The sequence below is a fragment of the Pseudomonas sp. MONT-RG-20F-20-E-7-02 genome (assembly GCF_022662395.1).
GTDB lineage: Bacteria > Pseudomonadota > Gammaproteobacteria > Pseudomonadales > Pseudomonadaceae > Aquipseudomonas.
The window spans coordinates 146,545-167,152 of sequence record NZ_JAKNQN010000002.1 but is presented as its reverse complement, the minus strand read 5'-3'; the positions used below and the strand labels follow the sequence as shown (position 1 = coordinate 167,152).

Genomic DNA, 20,608 nt, shown 5'->3' with positions numbered 1-20,608 from the left:
ATGTGCGGGAAATCAGCGCCAAGACTGCACGAAAACCTGAAACTTTTTCGGAGGTCTCACACGCGGTAATTAAAAGGCAAAAACAGGATAACCACGTAGCACACCAGTGCAACCGTTGCGACCGCCGCTCTTGATAGCGGACTGGCATTTCTGCCCACACTCGCTGGGGCGATACTGATTGTTCTACCACTCACATAGCAGTACATCCCTTGTACAAACCACAACTGCCCGACGACCATCGCGAAAAAGCGTTCGACATTACCATTAAACCGCCAAAAACCATTCGCAAAGGCTATCAATACAAGCACAAGCAACAAAAGATGCCGGTATTTACTCAGGAGCGGCAACATCATTTTTTTCCTTGAAAAAATTCATTCCCATGCTCGACTATCTGATCCCAAACTTTCATGGCGCCTAAAACATTTGACACCCTGGACGCCACAGCTGCCGGCATACCCGCCTTCTCGGCGAACTTCTCAAAACCGGTACTTAGCGCATTACTTTCAAGCCCCGACAAAAGATCATCCTTCAGGTAAGAATGCAATAACGAAGTCACCATAGAGGCGGTCGCCAAACCTACCTGAACACTGCCTCCTGCGGGTACTGACGCTACGCCCAACGACCAGCTCAAGGTATCAAGTGACTTTTGATCCACCGCCTTGATCCAGCGCAGTGTATTCAAATCGGAATAGTCAAGATTGGCCCCACTGGCCAAGCATTCTGCAGTGCCACAGGAGAAGTACCGAGGTGCAAAGTATTCACCATCGACACTGACCGGCACCCTGTAGCCACCCTTTTCATCGAGTGCATAACCCGTGAGCCGATCCCTCACACCTGATCGAGTTTGCGTCGTGCCCTCGCCCAGCTTCGCATACGAGTCAAAACCCGTTTCTGCCGTCATGGTCCAAGAATAGATATCCGTGTTCGCCTTGATAAACGCGATAACGTCCCGGTCGGCGGGCGCGAAGTTCTGCACATACAGCCCGTCCCCCAGGAGCTTCCAGTTGCCTCCGGTGTCATACATTCCCTCTTTCCCGGCAATGTAATCATGGGTTGGCGTGATAGAAGTGTCCTTCACAGTGGAAATTCTGAGCTGCTCTTCAATCTGCTCTACGGTGTACTTACCGCCACTTTTCGCTGCAAGACTTTTTGCCAGCTGGCGTTCGGTGGGGTGCAATTGCCGATTGAATGTCGTTGCACTGCCGGCAATCTGTGCGCCTTTACTCACGTCGCCTTTAACCGCACTGGCAGCCACGATGCCGAGCAGTTGTGAGATCACTTTCTCAGCACCTTTATCCGCGCCCAGGCTATTCGACAAGTCCTCGATTAATGCTTCATTGAGTGCAGCAGCCACAGCCCCTGTCTTGAAATCACTTCCCGTAGCCCGTGAAAGCAAGCCGCCCATCAACGCATGAGCGAGTACCTTTTGAGGACTGCCATCATCGTACTTGACCGTGTCACCGACCCAGTTGAAACCCGCCGCCATTGCGGTATTGCCTGCCTGGCTGAGCAGCGCAGACGCGAGGCTGTCTTTGATACTGCCCCCATTAACCAGAGAGTTGACACTTCCCTGCAGCAAGCCCTCGGCGAGCGAGTATTTGGTAAACCCGGCCATTCCCTCCAATGTACTCAAATTGAAGCCGTGGGTAGGGGAAATGACGTTCTTGCCGGTTATGCCAAAGGCGTCGTCCAGAACCCCACGTGTAAGACCCGCAGTCAATGCTCCCGTCACATAGCCTTTGAGGGCATTCGAAGAAGTGATGTCTTTAAACGTAGCCCCCAAGTCACCCTTGTTATTGATCACACTGACCGCACCGCTGCTGGCTACCGAGGTAACAGCCGCGGTGGCCATGGCGTTGCCCCATCCTGCGGCGGTATAGGCGCCAGTGGCCAAGGCTTGAGAGGTCGTAGTGGCTGCGGCCATGGCTGTACCGGACCCGGCTGAACCCGCGCCCGCAAAGGTCGTGCCTATTGCCCCGCTCGCAGCCCCGGCGGTGAGTGCCGTTACAATAATAATGATCGCCAGCATCGCCCCCTGACCAAGGCTGGAGCTGCTGTACTTATAGGACTCGTGCGTCTCCTGAATCAGCTTCCAATCCACATCCCCACGTTTTTCAGCGTCTTTGAGCCAAGCCATTTGCGGGTCTGCATGTACCATTGCATCAATGGCCTGGCTGACCGTTTGTTGGTTCACCTGCTTGACATCTATGTGCAGGCCATCCACGGCTTTGATCACGATGTCACCCTTGGCAGCCATCTGCGTCTGCTTGAAGGTTTCGTCGGTATTGCCTTTTCCGCTCATGCTATTCCAGGAAAGGCTCGACTTGCTTTTGGAATGGCTTTCCTGGTGCAGGTCTTTCACCCCGTCAAAAGTAATCGAACCGCCGCTTTCCAGCGTCAGGTCTTCACCACTCGCCAGCTTGGCAGCCTGATAGTACTGGTCGCTGCCACTCATCAATATAACGTCACCTCCCGCCTTGACCTCACTCCCCACATTGACGACCTTGGTCACTTCATCATGCTGAGTCTTCTTACTGCCCCAGCTACCCTTTTTCTTATAGTCGTACAACGAATAATCACTGTTTTGGGCGGCTAATACATCAAGCCGCTCGCCCGCTACCAGATACGCCTCATCACCTGCACTGACACGGCTGGAAATCAGCGCCATATTCTGCCCTGCACTCAGGATGACATCACCCCCGGCGCTGATCGTCGTGCCAACTTGGCTGACATGATCTTCCTGAACCGTCTTTTTCTTGCTCTTCGCCAGCAGGTGATCCTCATTCGCCGCAGAGGCGATATTCATGTCTTCCCTGGCCGCCATGGTGACATCACGCTTGGCATCGATTGCACTGGCGATAGCATTAAGGTCTCGCCCTGCCGTCATTTGTATATCGCGCCCGGCACCGACGCTCGAACTGCTCTGCGTAACCGATGAGGAGTGCGCGTACATACCGCCGTTGCCGGAATCACGCGCTTCGGTCGCGACGATGTTGATATCGCGCCCGGCGTTGATAACCGTGTCCGCGCCGCTCTTGAGCACGCTGCCGCTGTTGATCACATCACGCGCGGCCTTAATGGTGAGATCATTGGCCGCTTCAACCCGGGCCGAGTCCCCATAGTAGCTACGATTAGCCTCGCCCATGCCCAGCCCTGTCAGGCTGCGTTCATTGATGACATCGCCCTTGGTCGCGGTCAGCGTGACGTCACGCCCGGCGATTACCCCACCCGATTGGTTGACGATGTTGTTACCCGCCAACAGGTCAAGCCGATTGCCGGCCTCGATCCGGCCACTGTTGGTCAGGTCATTGCCTGCCGTCGCAGAAAGGTTATTGCTGGCCCGCAACGTACCGGCATTGGTCAGGTCCTTGCCTGCGATTAACGTGACGTCCTGCCCTGCAATCAACGCGCCGTTCGATGCCAGGCGCTGGTCGGCATTGGCCAGATAAAGCACAGGCACCAGGACTTTCTCACCGGCCACCTCATGCTCTTCCAGCCACACGATGTCGTGCGTCAGCGCCGCCACTTGTGCACCTGTCAGCGATACACCCACGGACAGGTCCAAGGTCTGCTTGCTGCGGATGGCGTTGTCCATCAAGTAGCGAAACACGCCTTCGTCCGAGGTCTGGCCATCGATAAAGCGTTGGCCCGTGCGCGCGACCACCGCTTGCTGGATCAGACGCTGCTCGTAGAGGCCATCGCCAAGGCGCTTGGCGCTCTCATCGGGGTTGTAGCCGAGACCGGAAAGCAGGTAATCCGAACTCATGAATTGCTTAAGGTCAGTGAGTGCCGGGTTGGTCTCGATCAGGTATTTATGCGGCTGCGAAACAACGCTGCGGTCGGGTAAACCCTGAACACGATTGACCGTCTGGCGGCCAGGCGCCGTTACCACATCCTGGGCCAAGGGCATCAGGCCTGGGATATTGAGCGCTCCTGCAGTGTTGAGCCCAACTGACGTATTTCGGTTTCCGGTCGCCAGGCCTGGGACGTTCGGTCCAGGTCGGGCCGTGCCCGAAACGGGTGTCGTGGTATCCCGTTCGCCAGGCGTCAGCCCAGACAAGTCGAGGTTCGGGCGCTGAATGTTGACCGTCGGGGTTTGACCATTGATGTCGTCAATATGCGTCATGTCGGAACCCGTGGTGCGGCCGGGCTGCCAAGTACCACCGGCAGTATTCCCTGCCACGTTGATCGTGCTGGCATTGCCATTGATACCGCTTGCTTCACGAGCGGCCAGGGTGACCTGATGCACACCCACGGCCGTTTGCACCGCATCAGCCAGCTGCAGCGTGCGACCCTCGGTCGTTGGCAGTGTTTGTTGGCGCTCGGCCAAGCCGATGCTTGCGCCGCTCAAGGTCCAGCCTGGCGCGCCGCTGTTGCCCTGGCTCACAAGCCCCTCATTGGCGGCCTGGCCGCTGAGGCGGAACAAGCCGTTTTTCCCGTTCGGCAGGCTGAATCCTGGTAATGCAACGGGGTTGACCTGCTGCTGCGCAAGACCTGGGGGCAACTCGCGATTGATCGTGACCATGACGGCGGTGTTGCCAGTGACCGCGTTGGCCGCTCCACGCGGGCCATTGCCGGTCACGGCGACGTTCTGGCGAACGACGCTGTTGGTGAGGTTTTGCGCGGCATTGATGCTGACGGCACCGCCCGCCTGAACCACGGCGTTAATCGAACTGGAAGAGCCCGTGGTGGTGCTGTTGAACGGGCGCGCACCGAGCATTTCCCAAGGGCCATCCACCGCGCCGATACTTGGATCAACAGCGTCACCTTTGGTCTGGATGCGTAATGTTCCGTAGGTGGTAAAAAAACGCTGAGCGTCCCGTCCGCCCTCAAAACCGATGCGTTTGTAATCTTCAACACCGTCTTTGTTCCACGTATGAACGGAAGGCGCTTTGGCGTTGTAAAGAGGGTCATGCGTACGGTTGTAGTTCATCACCGTTTGCATGAATTTGGGCACGCTGTGCGGGTTCAGCGTGCCGAAGTCATAAGAACGCCTAAGGGTGTAATCACCCACCGACGCGCCCTCGTTGGTGAAATTCTGCAAGGCAAAGGAGAGGTTGTTACCGGCGCTCAAGGTTGAAGCCTTGTTGACCAGGTCACCGCCTGTCACCAGGAAATTGCGCCCGGCGGTCATGCTGGCGGACGCTGAGTCCTCGAGCACCTGCGACTTGAAATTCTGCGCCCACACCAGGTAGCTATCGCCCGTTTGGGTGGTCGATGCGCAGCTGTAGCACTGCACGCCGATGTAACTCGAAACAAGGCCGCCCGAGGTGCGGAACACATCCTTGCGGTTTTCGATAAGCCCGGCAGCCAGGCTCAAGTCACCGCCGCTTTCTATCGTCGCCGAAATATTGTTGATCGAGGTGGCCTGGCCATTATTGTCATCCTTGGCAATGCTCACATTCCCCAAACCATATACATCTGCAAAACGGTTGGTGAACACATCCGTGCGCAACGCCATGTCGCTGCCGCTGAAGATCAATCCATTTTGGTTCAAAAGGTTTGCGGTAGTCAGGCGCAGGTTGCCGGTACTGCCCAAGGTGCCGGCGTTATTGATCGACCCTGCGGTGAGGGTCATGTCCGCAGAAGACGTGATCCTGCCCGCGTTCGCCAGGGCTCCTGCAACAGCCATGCGCGTGCTACCGCCACCGGCGATGCTCGCCGATTGAGCCACTGACCATTGCGCAGCCGTGAGGTCCATCTGCCCCACACTGCTGAGCCGGCCATTGCCCTCGTAGCCGCCGTTTAACTGCAACGACAAGCTACCGTCACTGGCAATCAAACCGTTATTGATCCAGTGACTGCCGTTGCCTTCCAGTCGTGATGAGGCCAGTAGTTGGCCGCTTTCTGTCTGGGTAAAGGTGTTGACGTTCACCTTGAGGCGCCCGGCCTGGATAACGCTGCTGTTAGTCCAGGTATCTGCATTCAAGGTCAGGCCGCCACGGGTGACAATGCTGCCGCCGGCACCCGTCACATTGGGCAGGGAGATATCAAAGTCGCCCTCGCCGGTATGCAGCAGTTGGCCACCGGAGTTCTGGAAGGTATTGGCTATCAGTGAGAGATCGGTGTTGGCCGTTTCTATGACGCCACTGCGGTTATCGAACTGGTTGCCGATCTGGAACTGGGTCTTGCCCTCACGCCCCAACGCCCGCAACTTGCCACCCTGGTTGATCAGGTCACTGGCTTGAACCGCTAATGGACCGTCACTTTCAATAATCCCGGACTGGTTGCTCAATTGCCCACTGAGGCCAAGGTCAATGCGTTTGGCCGCGATTTGCCCGGAGCTGTTATCCAACCCGTTGCCACGTACCATCAGTCCCTCTTTGGCGTACACGCCGCCATAAGCATTGAGAACGTGGTTCGCATTGATGGCGGCGTCGCCAGCCTGAGCGGCGATATGGCCGCGCTGATTGTCGAGGGTGCCGGCGCTGAGGTTCACTCGCTGGCCTTGCACGACCCCACCCTTGCCCTGCGCGTCGCCGTTGAGCAAACGATCGCTCACTGTGGCGTCCACCAAGCCGGTCAGGCTGGCAAGCGTGCCACCCTGGTTGTCGAGCGCGTTGGCTTTGATAACCGTGTCGCCGGTTTGCGCCAGGAGCTTGCCGTCCTGGTTATCAATCTGTGCATTGATGTCGAGGTTCAGGCCACTCTGGCCTTGCACCGCGCCTTGATTATTGAGCAAGCCCGCAGCCTTGACGTAAACGTCGGAACCCTGGCTGTAAATCAACCCGTCGGCGTTGTTTTGCAACACACCGGTGGTGGTGACCGCCACCTGCTCCTGGCCGGCGATGGTGCCGTGCTGGCTATTGTCGATACCGCCTGCCAGCAGGGTTAGCAGACGTTGGCTGGCAATCTGTCCGCCCTGATTATTCACATGCGCTGCGCGCTGTAACAACAACGCGCCCGCGCTGGCGAGTTTGCCGTTAGCGTTGTTGAGCGAACCCAGCAGGTCAAGGGTCAATCGACCGTTACCGGCTACGCTGCCGCCGCTGTTGTTGAGGTCTGAGGCGCTGATCGTCATGGCTTGTTGCGCGTTGATCGTGCCGCCTTGGTTGTCCAGGCTCGCCGCCCGTACCTCCAGTTCAGCCCCACTGTCAATCAGTCCTGCGCTGCCATTGTTCAACTGGCTGGTGACCGTCAGGTTTTGTCCCGCTGCGCTGGAGAGGATTCCGCCCCGGTTGTCGAGGCTGGCAACGTTAAGGCCCAACTGCCCATGGCTTACCAGTGCACCGGCGCCTGTGTTCAGCAGCGCGCCGTCGAGGCGCACATCCAACGTGCCGTTGCGGCTCGACAGCGTGCCGTTGTTACGGTTATCGAGGCTGTTGCCACTGACGTTCAAGCCCTGCCAGCCGGAAATCAAGCCATTCTGGTTAAGCAGCGTGGCCGCACTGACTGACAGCACCTGACTGCTGATCAATTTACCGCCGGTGTTATCCAGGCTGTTCAGGTTCAGAGAAAGGTTCTGCTGAGTGGAAAGCTCGCCGTTCTGGTTATTGATTGCGCGCACGCGGTTGAGCGCTAATGGCCCTTTAGCCGCGATCAGGCCGTTACGGTTATCAAGATCGGCGTTGTTCAAGTCAAGCGTCAGGTCCTGCGCGCCCACGATTTGGCCACCCGCCAGCGACAGTCCGTTGAGCTTCAAGCCCATGCTGCCCTTAGCCGATACTTCACCGCCGCTGCCGGTTAGCAGGTTGCCGGCGGTGAGATCGAGCGCGCCTTGGCTATTGATCAAGCCTTTGTTCGAGTTATCCATGAAGCCGGTGTTGAGCACTACGCGGGCGCCGCCCAGGAGGCTGCCGTTCTGATTGTTGATGTCAGTGCTGTGCAGATTCAGTTCACGCGCCGCACTGATCAGGCCCTGGCCCTGGTTATTCAACAGGCCATCACTGGTCAGCAGCAGGTCCCCGCGGCTGGTGAGCGTACCGCCACGGGTATCCACGGAGCCTGCGTGCAGGTCCAGACCGGCTGCGCCGATCAAGCCCTTGACGTTAGCCAGAGCCTGGTTGATACGCAGCGTCAACGTCTGGTTACTCAGCAGCTTGCCATTACTGTTCTCCAGGCTTTGCGCTGCCAGCGTGAAGGCTTGCTCGCTGGAAATTTCCCCAGCCTGATTGTCGACGCGAGAAAGGTTGTTCAACGCCAGAGGCCCGACGGCGTTGATCAGCCCGGCGTTGTTGTCCAGTACGCCCTGCTTCAGATCAAGGCTCAACCCGGCCTGGCTGAACAGTTTGCCGCCCTGCTGGTCCAGGCCCGTCACACTGGCGGATAGCGCCTTGACGCTGCCAATGCTGCCGCCGTTAGTCAGTTGCCCGGTGGCGAGGGTCAAGGTGTCAGCGCTGTTCAAGCGCCCGCCTTGGTTATTCAGCGCACCGGTCGTCACTGACACCGCTTGTTTGCCGCTGATGCTACCTTGCTGGTTGCCCAAACTCGCACTGCGCAACACCAGGCCGCCGTCGGTAACCACCTCGCCGCTCTGATTGTTCACGTTGCCCGTCACAGCAACGTCCAGCCCCTGCGCGCTGGAGAGGCTGCCCTGAGTGTTGTCGAGACTGTTGGCCTTCACGTTGAGCGAGCCTTCACTGCTCAACAGCCCCAGACGGTTAGTCAAATCGCCCGTCAAGTCCAGCGCCAAGGCTTGTTGGCTGAGGAGCTTGCCGCCGCTGTTGTCCAGCGCAGAGCCTGTCAGCGTCAGACCCGAAGCGTTCAATTGGCCACGTACACGGTTGATCACTTGGTCGACCGTCAGATTCAGATGGTTGACTGCAAACACCTGCCCGCCGTCGCTGTTATCCAGACGCTGCCCATTGATCACCAGGTCGGCATTGCTGGTCAGCTCACCCGTGCGGTTATCAATGTCCGTCACCTCCAGTTTCAGCGCTTTTGTCGCACCGACCAAACCACCGCGGTTATCGAGGTTGGCGCCCGTGACCTGCAGGGCGCCTGTGCTGACCAGCTTGCCTTGGCTGTTGTCGATACGGTTAGTGCTGACGGTGACCTCGGCCTTGCCGGCCATATCGCCTTTGCGGTTGTCCAGCGTTGCAGCTGTCAGCAACACCGCACCGTCACCGATCAGGCTGCCGCGCTGGTTGTCGAGCAGGCCATCGGCCTTGATCGACAAGCTGTCACGGCTGCTGATCAAGCCATCCGTGTTGTCGAGTGTTGCGCTGCGGGTGGTGAGCTTGCCGGCGCTGATACTGCCTTTTACGTTGGCCAAGGCCTGATCGATGCGCAGCTCCAACGCCTGATTACTGAGCAGCTTGCCCTGGCTGTTGTCCAGGCTGCGCGCAGCCAGTATGAAGGCGTTACGGCTGGAAATTTCACCGTGACGATTGTTCACATCGCCGAGGTTTTTCAACACAAGGACCGGCGCATTAATCAGACCTGCGTTGTTCAACTCTCCCTGATTCATATCAAGGTTCAGTTCGGTGCTGCTGAACAACTCGCTGCCGCTTTCCTGTGTCAGCCCTGTGAGGTTCGCATTCAGGGTCGTGCCGCTGGCAATCCGCCCGCCGTTGTTGAGCGCAGTCGCCTTGAGGTCGAGGCTGCCAGCGCTGATCACGCGACCACCCGAGCCGTTGTTGAATTGGCCGGTACTTAGCATCGCGGCGTCCTGGCTCTTGAGCAGACCTTGCTGTGAGTTGTCCAGGTTGGCACTGTTCAGGTTGAATGCCTGCGCAGACTCGATCACACCACCGGTATTGAGCAGTTTGCCGGCGCTGCTGATTGTCAGGTCGCCAGCGCTGGAAACACGCCCGCCCGTGTTATCGATGGACTGGCCCTGCAGTTGCAAGCGGCCTTCGCTGCTCATCTTGCCGCGCGTGTTGTCCAGACCGGCGGCCAATTGCACCGCCAACGACTGTTGACCTGCCAATGTCCCTTCGGTGTTGTCCAGGCTCGAACCCTTGAGGCGCAGGTCCTTGGCGAACACCAAGCCCTTGGCCTGGTTGATGACATCGACGATCGCCAGTTGCAACGCCGTGCCGCCCAGCACTTTACCGCCACTGTTGTCCAGGCGCTGGCCGCTGAGCTGGGTGTCGAGCTGGCCGGAAATTTCCCCGGCACGGTTATCGACCTGTTCTACCGTCAGCTTCAGCGTTTTTAAAGCGCCTACCAGGCCACCCTCACGGTTATCCAGCGTGTTGGCGCTGAGTGTCAGGTTGCCCTGGGCAGCCAGCTCGCCACCTTGCTGGTTCAAGACGCCGATGGCGGCGTCCAGATCGGCCTGGCTGGCAATACGGCCTTTGCTGTTATTCGCGGTGTCCAGTGTCAGGTGCAACGGACCCACGGCACTCACCAGTCCAGCCTGGTTATCCAGCGATTGCGCGACGAGGGTCTGCGCCTGTTTGCTGCTGAATACACCGCCACGGTTGTCCAGACTACCCGCTTGAACAGCCATGGCACCTTTGGATAGCAGGCTACCTTTGGCCTGGTTGTCCAGCCGACCCTCGACGTTTACCGTCAGGCTGCCATCGCTGAGCACGCTGCCGGACTGACTGTTATCAAGGCTTGCAGCTGCCAGTTGCAGGCGCTTGCCGGCACCGAGCGTACCGCCCTGATTGACCAATGCGCCGCGCGTGGTCAGGTCGAGACTGACATCGCTCATGACCTGACCATTGCGGTTACTCAGGGTCATCGCATCAATCACACTGACACCGGCACTGGATACCTCGCCATCGGTGTTGAGCAACGCCCCCACCACGGCCAGGCTCAAGTCCTTGGAACTGCCGAGTACCCCGCCACTGTTATCCAGCCTGCCTGCTTGAGCATCGAGGCCTGCTGCGGTGATTTCGCCTTTGGCGTTGACCAGCGCCTGTTCAACGTTAACCGCTAAGGCTTGGTCGCTAAGCAGCTTGCCGTCGCTGTTATCCAGACTTTGTGCGGCCAGGGTGAAGGCGTGTGCGCTGGAGATTTCGCCTTTCTGGTTGCCAACGGATGAGAGATTCTTCAGCACCAGCGTGCCCGGCGTGTTAATCAGGCCGCGCGCGTTGTTCAGCGCTGCCCCCTTCATGTCCAGGGTCAGCGTAGTGGCACTGAGCAGTTGACCGTTTTGATTGCTGACGACGCCTTGAGAAGTCAGTGCCAGGGCGGCCGCGCTGCTGATCCGCCCGCCATCGTTGTTTACGCCGGCAGACGCCAGGCTCAAGCCGCCATCGCTGCGCAGTGTGCCTTGCTGATTATTCAGTTGATCGCCAAGCACCATGCTCACGTCCCGCTTGGCGTAAACACTGCCTTCGCTGCTGTTATCCAATTGCCCGGCGTTAAACGTAATCGACTGCTGCCCGGAAATAATGCCTTTGAGCTGGTTATTCAGGCGCTCAAGGGTCAGCTGAATATCACCATTGGCCAGCAAGCGGCCGCCCGCGCTGTTATCAAACTGGCCGCCGTTGAACACCAGATCAGAGACGCTGGAGACTTCACCGTCGCGGTTATCCAGGCTGTCGACCGCCAGGGTCATCGACTTGCCGGAATTGAGCAGGCCCGTGCCGCTGTTGTCCAGTGACGTGCCTTTGACCTGCAACTGCCCTACCGCCGCGACGCTGCCACCACGGTTATCGAACTGCCCGATAGTCAGCAGCAGGTCGCCTTTACCGGTGATACGTCCCTTGCTCCGGTTCTCCAGGCCGGCAGCCGCCAGCTGCAATTGGCCGCCGCCCGCAATCAGTCCGGCCTGGTTGAGCAACTGCCCACTGATCAGCGCGTTCAACGTGTCGACGCTGGTCAAGGTGCCCCCGCTGTTGTCGAAGCTGGTCGTGTTCACGCTCAAGGCTTGCCCACTGACAACGCGGCCATTGCGGTTGCTTGTTGCACCTGTGCTACTCAGGAGCAACTGTTTATCGCCGAGGATCAAGCCGTTGTCGTTATCCAGCGAAGCCTGGGTCAGCGACGTTAGGGTACCGAGGATTTCACCTTGATGATTGTCCAGCAACGTAGCGACTTGCACCGCTACAGCATCGCGCGCACTGAGCCGGCCTTGAACGTTGGTGAGGCTGTTGGCTTTGACATCCACTGCGGCGGCCGAAACCAGGCCCTTGGTGTTTTCCAACACCTGATCAATACGCACCAATAACCCTTGCTCACTGAGCAATTTGCCGCCGCGGTTGTCGAGGCTCGCAGCGCTGAAATCCAGCGCCTGGGCGCTGGAGATTTCCCCACCGCTGTTATCAACGCTGTTGAGGTTGCTCAGCAGCAACGCACCCGGCGCGTGGATCAAGCCGCCCTGGTTATTCAAGTGGCCATGGTTCAGGTCGAGGCTCACGCCCGCCTGGCTGTAGAGGTTGCCCTTGGCGCTGTTATCGAGGCTGGCGGCGCTGATTTGCAGTTGGCCCACTGCACTTAACAGGCCGGTTTGGTTGAGCAATTGCGCACTGATCAGTGCAGTCAGGCGGCCGTCGCTGGTCAACTTGCCGCCGCTGTTGTCCAGGCTGCCGGCGGTCAGATCAAACGCTTGGCCGGCGAACAGCGTGCCCTGGCGGTTATCGAGCAGGCCGAGGCTGTTGAGGTTGAGGGTGGCGTCGCCTTGCAGCAGGCCTTGGCGATTGTCCAATGAACCGCTGCTGACCGACGCCGAGCGCGCCAACACTTTGCCGTTGCGGTTATCCAGCGCCGCGTCGATTTGCGCGAGCAGGCCGTCACCAGCGCTGAGTGTGCCGCCATTGTTGTTCAGGCTGCCGGCATGGATATCCAGGGCTTTGGCCGAGACCAGGCCCTGAGTATTGTCGAGCGCCTGGGCGATGCGCACGGTCAATGCCTGTTCGCTCAACAGCTTGGCGTTGCCGTTGTTCAGGGTGTCGGCGGCCAGGGTAAAGGCCTGGCTGCTGGAGACTTCGCCGCCTCTGTTATCGACGCTGTTGAGGTTGCTCAACAGCAATTGGCCCGGCGCATTGATCACGCCGCCGCGGTTGTTGAGGTGCCCGCCATTGAGGTCGAGGCTGACATCGCCTTGGCCAAAGAGCCGGCCATCCTCGTGCTGATCAAGGCTTGCTACGCTGGCATTCAGCGTTGTGCCGGCGCTGATGCGCCCGCCCGCGCTGTTATCGACCTGGCCGGCCGTCAAATCCAGCCGGGCTTCACCGCGCAGGGTGCCGTGGCTGTTGTTGAGCGGGCCATTCACTTGCAGGTTGAGGGTGTTGGCGGCGAGATTGCCCTGGCGGTTATCGAGGCTGCCGAGGGTGAGGCGTGCATCGCCTTTGGCGGCAAACAGGCCGGTCTGGTTGAGCAACTGTCCGGCGATAACGGCGGTCAAGGCGCCGTCGCTGGTCAGCTTGCCATCGGTGTTATCCAAACTGGCTGTGGTGGCGTCCAACCGGATGCCGGCAGCCAACGTACCGCCCCTGTTGCTCAGTGCGCCGCTGGAGATCGCCAGCGTACGGTCGCCTTGCAGCCTGCCGCCGCCATTGTCCAGCGTGCCGGTTGCCAAGCCGATATCGGTAGCCACAAGCTCGCCACTGCGATTATCCAGGCTGTCGGAAACCACCTGCAGCGCCTGACGCGCGGCAATCCGGCCGCTCTGGTTATTCACTAACCCCGTGGCATTCAGGCTCAACGACTGCCCCGCCGACACCAGCCCGGCGACGTTATCCAGGGCCGCCAGTTGCAGCGTGACCTGCGCCTGGCTCGACAGCTCGCCGTTACGGTTGATCAGTTGGCCGATACCTGCCGTGAGGTTGGCGGTGCTGGTGACCAGGCCGCCTTGGCTGTTGAGCAGTTGGTCGGCGTTGATGCCGAGGCTGCCAGCGCTGAGGATGCGGCCTTGGTTCTGGTTGTCCAGGGATGTGGCTTTGAATTGCGCATCGCGTTGGGCGCTCAACGTGCCGCCCTGGTTGGCGAGTTCGCCGGTGGTGACGATGAGGTCGCGGCTGGCGATCACGGTCTTGCCGGTGTTGTCGAGGGACTGCGCAGTCAGGCGTACGTCGCCTTGGGTGTTGCGGGTGTTGTCGGCGTTGACGCCGGCTTCGATGATGCCGTTGTTGGTCAGCCGGCCACCGGCGTCCAGGGTGATGCTGTCTTTTGCGGCGAGGGTTTGCTGGTTGGTCAATGCGCCCTGGGTTTTGATCGCCAAATCAGTGCCCGCGTAGACTGCGCCTTTAGCCTCGACACTCTGCGCCTTGACGTTAACCGCCCTACCGGCCGAGGTCTGGCCCATGACTACGTTGCCAGCGGCATCAATCTGAATATCGCCGCCAGCGACCATGTCCCCCGACAGCCGCACACCCACACCCGCTTCGGTGCCCACCAGCTTTACCGCGCCCACATACATGCCGCCCAGCGCCGAGGAATCAATCGCCAAATCCGGCGCCTGGCTGCCGTCCGCTGCACGTGCCGTGGCGTTCAAGGTGCGGGCGTCGACGTCGTTGCGACCGGCGACGATGGTGAGTTTTTTTGCCTGGATCTGCGCGTTGATGGTGGTCGCGCGGGTGATGATTTCGAACTTGTCGACGTTGCTCGCGTTCAGACCGGCGCCTTCGATGGCGACAGTGCCTTTATCGACTTGATAACGGCTGATCTGGCCGTTTTCGATCACCGCTTTACCGGTGGTGAGCGTGGCCTGCGGGGTATTGATAAAGCCGCAGCCGTTGCAGCTGATGCCATACGGGTTGGCCACGATCACATGCGCCGACTGCCCCGCCACTTCCGTATAACCGCGCAATTGGCTCGGGCTGCCGCCATTGACTTCATTGAGGATGATGTTCGCGGCGGTGCCTTGGAAATTCGGGTTGCCGACGATGATCCCGCCCAGCTGAGTCGACTGAGTACGCCCGGTGGCGTTGTTGAGAATGACGCCGTTGGCACCGACGTTGTAGTCATGGAATTGGTTGTGCGACAGCCCGTTGGCGTTCGGCGCGGCGATGTTGACGATCGGCACGCCATTGCCCGCTTGCGCCAGGCCCGTGCCCGGCGCACTCACCACGATGCCGTCGGCCTGGGCCAGCAGCGGCTGCCAGAACATGGCGTTGGCCAGGATCAACGCTAACCCACGTTTAGGCAGCCCCTGGAAGTGGGAACGGCTTTTTACGGCAGCAGAAGGCTGGCGCGCGAGGAAGGCGAACTGACGAACATCCATGTCGTGTCTCGATGCCCAAGGGCGGTCAAAAATTTAAAGAAAGAAAGCCAGGCGGAATTTGATCGGCGCTTCACGTTCCGTAAGGGCGCCCGGTCGTTTCAAAGGAGGTACAAGGCGCGAGCCCGGCAGGGCTCAGGCAAAGAAAAGCGGAGAGCAGGCCCAGACTGGCCCGACAAAAAAAACGCCACATTTCCAGATCCCTCTACATGGCTTTGTGCCATTAGTTTTTGGGCGATCTTAGGGTGGCGTTTTGATGGCGTCAATTAAATGTACGGCTTTGTATCGAACCCAATACACACGGTTTTCAGGCAGGCTGCACTATCTCCATATATATCAATTAGTTAATAAAATTCAGCTCGCCAGGCTTTCTGCCGTCCTCTGCCGCGACAAGTTCAACGCCATCCACAACGCCAACGCCGCCATGACGATCCCGGCCACAAACCCACCGCTATACCCCGCCTGTGCCGTCAACCCAACCAGCAAAGTCGAGGACAGCATCTCGCCCAGATCACGCGTGCTCTGCACCGCAGTCATATCCGTACCGGCCTGATCACTTTGAGCGGCGAAGGCCATGGACGCCGTCATGATCACCACCGAAGTTGCGCCGGTCGCGAATGAGCCCAGGCCCACGGCCAGCCAGATCAGCGCGGTTTGCGTGGCCAGCAGGCCGCTGGCTTGCATCAACCAGGTCATTGCGGCCACGCCGGCCATGCCGACCGCCAGCATGAAGGTCGGCCACAGGCCCAGTACACGGATCAACCACGCGCCGCCGCCGCAGCCGAACACGATGGTGACCACGCCGCCGCTTATTCCCAACTGCCCAATCGCTTGCAGGGACCAGCCGGCGTCATTGAGGAACAGTTTGGACAAGCCGAACCCCGAGACCGAGGTCATCGCCGACAGCAACGCCAGCAGCACCAGCGACAGCGCCTTCGGCCGTTTGATAAACCGCCACAACGAGGCATGCGCCACATCCGGCTGTTTAGGTTTGGCCGGTGCCACGTGCAACCAGCCCACGCACACCAGGCTCAGCAACGGCACCAGCGCCAGCAGCGTGAATGCTGTGGTTTGCCCCAGGTAGCCGCTGAGCAGCAAGGTGCCGGCGCCGCCGACAAAAAAGCCGACCATGGTGCCACCCACCTGAATCGCATTGATCCGCGCGAGCATGCTGTCGGCGAAGTACTCGGCGGCCATGCCGTCGGTGGCGATGTCCTGCGTGGCACTGGCCAGCGACGCCACAATCAGGAGGCCGACTGCCACGCCGGCGGTGTCCACGCTCAGGCCGATGGTTGCCAGGGTGGCGATGCACAGCAGCACCAGCATCTGCATCGGAATGATCCAACTGCGCCGCCGTCCCAGCCGTGGGCTCCAATGGTTATCGACCTGCGGCGCCCAAATGAATTTGATCACCCACGGCAGCCCCACCAAGGGCAGGAACGCCAGTGCGTGGAGCGCGGCGCCGTCATGGCGCAGCAGGGTCGGCAAGGCGTCCATGGCGATGCCGAAGCAAATGCCCTGGGACAGGTACAACAGCGCGAAGGTCAGCACCATGCGCCAATGTTTCAGCAGCTCCAACATACGAATATCCCCTCAGGCAACATTGGCGGCGGCACCTCGTGCCGCACGCGTAAAAGAAATCAATTGGCGTAGCGCCCTCAAGGCACTGGCGCCGCACAGCAGCAACACAAGATCGACAGGCCATAGCGCTAAGCTGCCGTGCCTGAAGCTCCCCGCCAGGTGCAACACAGCCGCCGCGACGAAGGCCAGGCCGGCCACCGCCAACAACAGGTGCAACGGTTGACGGCGCGGCGGCATGGCACACACAAGCAGCAGGCTGGCGAGCCAACTGCCCCAGAACCACCACGCCAGGTTGCCGAAACCCAGCGCCCCGGCGCACAGCAACACAGCCGTGGCCGCCAGCAAGCCGCCGCCCCCACCCACCACCAGGCGCAACAACACCTGCCAACCGGCGCCAGCCTTGAGGCGGCGGCGCTCCAGCCACAGGTACAAACCGCTGAGCACCAACACCGCCGCCGCCAAGGCCATGGCGAAATGCACCGCGCGCAATAACGGCCCGGCATAAGGCACCCAGCGGTAGTCGGCAAAGTGCAGCGGCTGCACCGCAATAAATGCCTGCAACCACACGCCGCGCCCACTGGCGCTGCGGGTGCCCACGGCTTCGCCGTCACTGGCGCGATAAGCGTGGCGTTCAAATACGGCGGTGCTGGGCAAGCCTTGCTGGATGCCGCTGACTTCAACCCAGGCGCCCGGCTCGCCCCAGTGGTGCAAGGCGACGTTTTGCGCGGCAAAACCCGGATGCGCCACGGCGTCCCGGCGCAGCAGTTGATCGAGATCAACCTGCGTCGTACCTGCCTGTGGGCTGATGGGCGGCGGCGTACCCAGCAACTGCATAAAGGCCTGTTGCGGCGCACCGGGAAACGCTTGCCCAGCCAGGCCCAGCGAGCCCAGCGCCCCCAAACCCGACAACGCGCCGGTCACGCCGAACAACAGCAGCCAGGGCCCGCACCAGCGGCCGATCAAGGTGTGCAGGTCATGGGCAAACACCCGCGCGCCACGGTCCCGGCGCAAACGCTTGAGGTCTTGCAGGCGCCCGCTGTGCAACGCGCTACCGGCCCAAATCATCAGCAACAGCACCACGCCGAGCAGGCTGATCAGCACCCGTCCGGGGAAGCCGATAAACAAACTTTTGTGCAGGTTGAAGAGGATGTCGGCCGCATCGCCCGACGCCAGTTCACGACCATTGGCCGGGTCCAGTGCGCCGCTGCAGTCGGTGGGCGACCCGCACAGCTCAACCACCGAGTGGCCGCTATCCGCCAGGCGGATACGCAATTCACCCAGGGCCAAGCCCTGTTCACGGGCGATTGCCAGCCACTGCGACAGCGGCAATGCCGGCCCTTGCGCCAGCGCCGACGGGCCGCGAAACCAGGCGCGCAAATCTTCATGGGCCATGCTCCACGCGCCGCTCAGCAGGATCACAAACAGCACCACGCCAAACACGCCGCCGACCCCGGCATGCACGCGCTGCACCAGCGCCCTCGGTGCGCCCATCATGACCACTGCCCATCCCATAACAACCACGGTGTAAACAGCAGCAGCCAGGCGCTGGAGCGGTACACCACGCGCTTGCGGTCCGGCGCCAGCAACGACCACAGCAGCACCGTCACCAGAAACCCAAGGCCAAGGAACACCCCGGCATACAGCCGCTCCAGCCCGCCGCCCCACGGATAATGCCGCGCGAGCAGCACCGCCAGTTGCAGGCTGCTGAGCAGGCTGCCCGCCAGCGCCAGGCCGATGCGCAGCGGCCAGGGGCCGAGGGCCGGCGTGGCCATCAGAACGTGCCTCGCAAGGTCATGTTGAGGCTGCGCGGCTCGCCGTAGCGGTTGTTCCAGTTAACGTTGGACAGGCTCTGGTAGTACTTGCGGTCCGCCAGGTTATTGCCGTTGACCGAGGCCGTCCAATGGTCGTCGATGCGGTAGGCGACCCGCGCATTGAGCAAAGCATAACCGCCCTGCTCCAGGGTCACCGCGCCGGATTGCGTGGAGTAATCACTTTGCGCCTGTACACCGGCGCCGACGCTCCAGCGATGTTCCTGCCACGGCAGTTCGTATTGGGTCCAGACCCGCGCCATGTGCCGTGGGGTAAATTCGGCATAGCGCTCGCCGGAGGCGTTGTTGGTGTCCTTGAGGTATTCGGTGGTGGTGTAGGTGTAGCCCGCAGAGACGTTCCACTGCGGCGTGATGTAGCCGGTGCTTTCCAGCTCGAAGCCCTGGCTGCGCACCTTGCCGCCGCTGATGTAATAGGTATTTGGCCCCGCGCTCGGGTGTTCGGGGTCGACCTGCGGGTTGTTTTCCAGGTCAATGCGGAACACTGCCAGCGACACATTCAAGCGGCCGTCGACCAGCTCGCCCTTGATCCCGGTTTCGTAGGTTTTGCCCTCAACCGGCTTGAGCAGGTCACCACTCCAGGTTTGCCCGGTCTGCGGCTGATACACCTCGGCGTAGCTGGCGTACCACGACCAGTTCTGCGCGAAGTCCCAGATCAGGCCGCCATACGGCGTAATTTCCCGGCCGGGGGTGAAATGGCTAGTCGGTGCGTCCTGGTCCCACCAACTGGCGCGGCCGCCGATCACCAGGGTCAACGGGTCGAGCAGTTTGTAGCGGGTCAGCGCGTAGACGCCCTTGGACGTGGTGGTGGTCGAGCCCGGCGAGGTGTAGGCGCCGATGCCGGGCTTGGGCACGCTGCTCGGGTCCCAGCGGTACACATTCACCGGCACATTCAGTGGCGTGGTGAATTGCGCCGTGTGCTGCTCGGTTTCGCCCTGGCTGTAGTTGGTGCCCAGGAGTAATTCATGGCTGCGGCCGAACAGCGAATACGGCCCATTGACCGACGCATCCACGCTCTTCTGGGTGCTGTTGAATTTATACGCCGCGCCCATCAAATGCCCACCGTCGCCGGTCAGCGGGTCGATGGCGCCGTAGGCCCCGGCATAGCGCAGGCTGGAGTCGGCGTCTTGATACTCGGCGGCAACCTTGGCTTTCCAGTCGTGATCGAGTTGCTGCTCCAGGGAGCCGAACACCCGGCGTGTGGTCCACTTGAAGCGGTCCCAATCCACATCCAGGTAGGTGGAGCGCGGCAGGTTCAGGCTCGAACCGTCCTTGGCCATCGGCACGCCGGCCATGTTGGTGATTTGGTCGATGGTCTGGTACTGCGCGCCCAAGGTCAGCAGCGTGTCGGGGCTGAGGTCGAACTCGGTGACGCCATAAAGCAACTGCGTGTCTTGCTTGCCGACGTCAAAGAAATAGTCGCGGTCTTCATACGCCGCCACCATTCGCCCGCGCACATTGCCGGTGGGCGTCAGCGGCCCGCCCACATCGACTTCGCCCCGGTAGCGGTCCCAACTGCCGCCGCTGAGGGTGGTGCTGGCGGTAAATTCCTTTTGCGGGCGCTTGCGCACCAGGTTGACCGTGGCCGCCGGGTTGCCGCTGCCGTGCAACAAACCGTTGGAACCGCGCAGGATCTCGACGCGCTCGTACACCGCCATGTCTTGCGGCGAGCCGGCCGTCTCACCGAGCATCGCCGGCACGCCGTCGAGTTCAAAGGAGTTGATCTTGAAGCCACGCACGTAATACGCGGTGGTCAGCAGTTGGAAGGGTTGCACCGTCACGCCGGTGGCCTGCTGCATGACTTCATCGAGGCTGAACAGGTTTTGCTGCTCGATACGCTCGTGATCGATCACGCTCACCGACTGCGGGGTTTCCCGCAGCTTGAGCGGCAGCTTGCCGAGGGTGGTCACGCCCGGCGACGTCACATCGCCGGAAGTGTCCTCGCCGGCAATCTCGACATTGCCCAACTGCACGGCGGCCAGCGCCTGTGCCAATGGGCTCAAGCCCAATACCAGCACAATCCCCCACTGTGCGCCGTTACGTGTGAACCCCCGCCCCGCCTGTGTTGCTCCCCGGTGTGACATTGCCCCGCCCCATTTATCGATAATAATTCGCATTAGTATCGTTTAAACGAAGCAGCCGA

At 60.5% G+C, this 20,608-nt stretch carries 6 protein-coding genes; all 6 read right to left on the bottom strand.

All coding sequences use genetic code 11. From position 1 onward, the window contains the following. Positions 1-56 precede the first annotated feature (56 nt). Positions 57-350 carry a hypothetical protein gene (locus tag L8I05_RS06065; RefSeq protein WP_242167576.1) on the bottom strand — a complete coding sequence of 98 codons (294 nt, stop codon included), beginning with the start codon at positions 348-350 and terminating at the stop codon, positions 57-59. Then, positions 350-15,061: a filamentous hemagglutinin N-terminal domain-containing protein gene (locus tag L8I05_RS06060; protein ID WP_242167575.1), complete on the bottom strand. Its 14,712-nt coding sequence runs from the start codon at positions 15,059-15,061 to the stop codon at positions 350-352. Before L8I05_RS06060 ends, L8I05_RS06065 begins: the two co-directional genes overlap by 1 nt. A 351-nt stretch (positions 15,062-15,412) precedes the next feature. Continuing rightward, positions 15,413-16,639, bottom strand: a complete 1,227-nt coding sequence (locus L8I05_RS06055) for a RhtX/FptX family siderophore transporter (RefSeq protein ID WP_242167574.1) — start codon at positions 16,637-16,639, stop codon at positions 15,413-15,415. Between the two features lie 12 nt (positions 16,640-16,651). Beyond that, positions 16,652-18,133: a PepSY-associated TM helix domain-containing protein gene (locus L8I05_RS06050; protein ID WP_242167573.1), complete on the bottom strand. Its 1,482-nt coding sequence runs from the start codon at positions 18,131-18,133 to the stop codon at positions 16,652-16,654. After that, positions 18,130-18,411 (bottom strand): hypothetical protein, encoded by a 282-nt coding sequence (locus L8I05_RS06045; protein WP_159956737.1) that lies wholly within the window; start codon positions 18,409-18,411, stop codon positions 18,130-18,132. Before L8I05_RS06045 ends, L8I05_RS06050 begins: the two co-directional genes overlap by 4 nt. Next, positions 18,411-20,549, bottom strand: a complete 2,139-nt coding sequence (locus L8I05_RS06040) for a TonB-dependent siderophore receptor (RefSeq protein WP_242167572.1) — start codon at positions 20,547-20,549, stop codon at positions 18,411-18,413. The genes L8I05_RS06045 and L8I05_RS06040 overlap by 1 nt, the downstream gene beginning before the upstream one ends. Positions 20,550-20,608 lie beyond the last annotated feature (59 nt).

Coding starts and splice junctions, on each gene's coding strand:
- L8I05_RS06065 (WP_242167576.1), bottom strand. CDS start 350: ATGTTGCCGCTCCTGAGTAAATACCGGCATCTTTTGTTGCTTGTGCTT.
- L8I05_RS06060 (WP_242167575.1), bottom strand. CDS start 15,061: ATGGATGTTCGTCAGTTCGCCTTCCTCGCGCGCCAGCCTTCTGCTGCC.
- L8I05_RS06055 (WP_242167574.1), bottom strand. CDS start 16,639: ATGTTGGAGCTGCTGAAACATTGGCGCATGGTGCTGACCTTCGCGCTG.
- L8I05_RS06050 (WP_242167573.1), bottom strand. CDS start 18,133: ATGATGGGCGCACCGAGGGCGCTGGTGCAGCGCGTGCATGCCGGGGTC.
- L8I05_RS06045 (WP_159956737.1), bottom strand. CDS start 18,411: ATGGCCACGCCGGCCCTCGGCCCCTGGCCGCTGCGCATCGGCCTGGCG.
- L8I05_RS06040 (WP_242167572.1), bottom strand. CDS start 20,549: ATGTCACACCGGGGAGCAACACAGGCGGGGCGGGGGTTCACACGTAAC.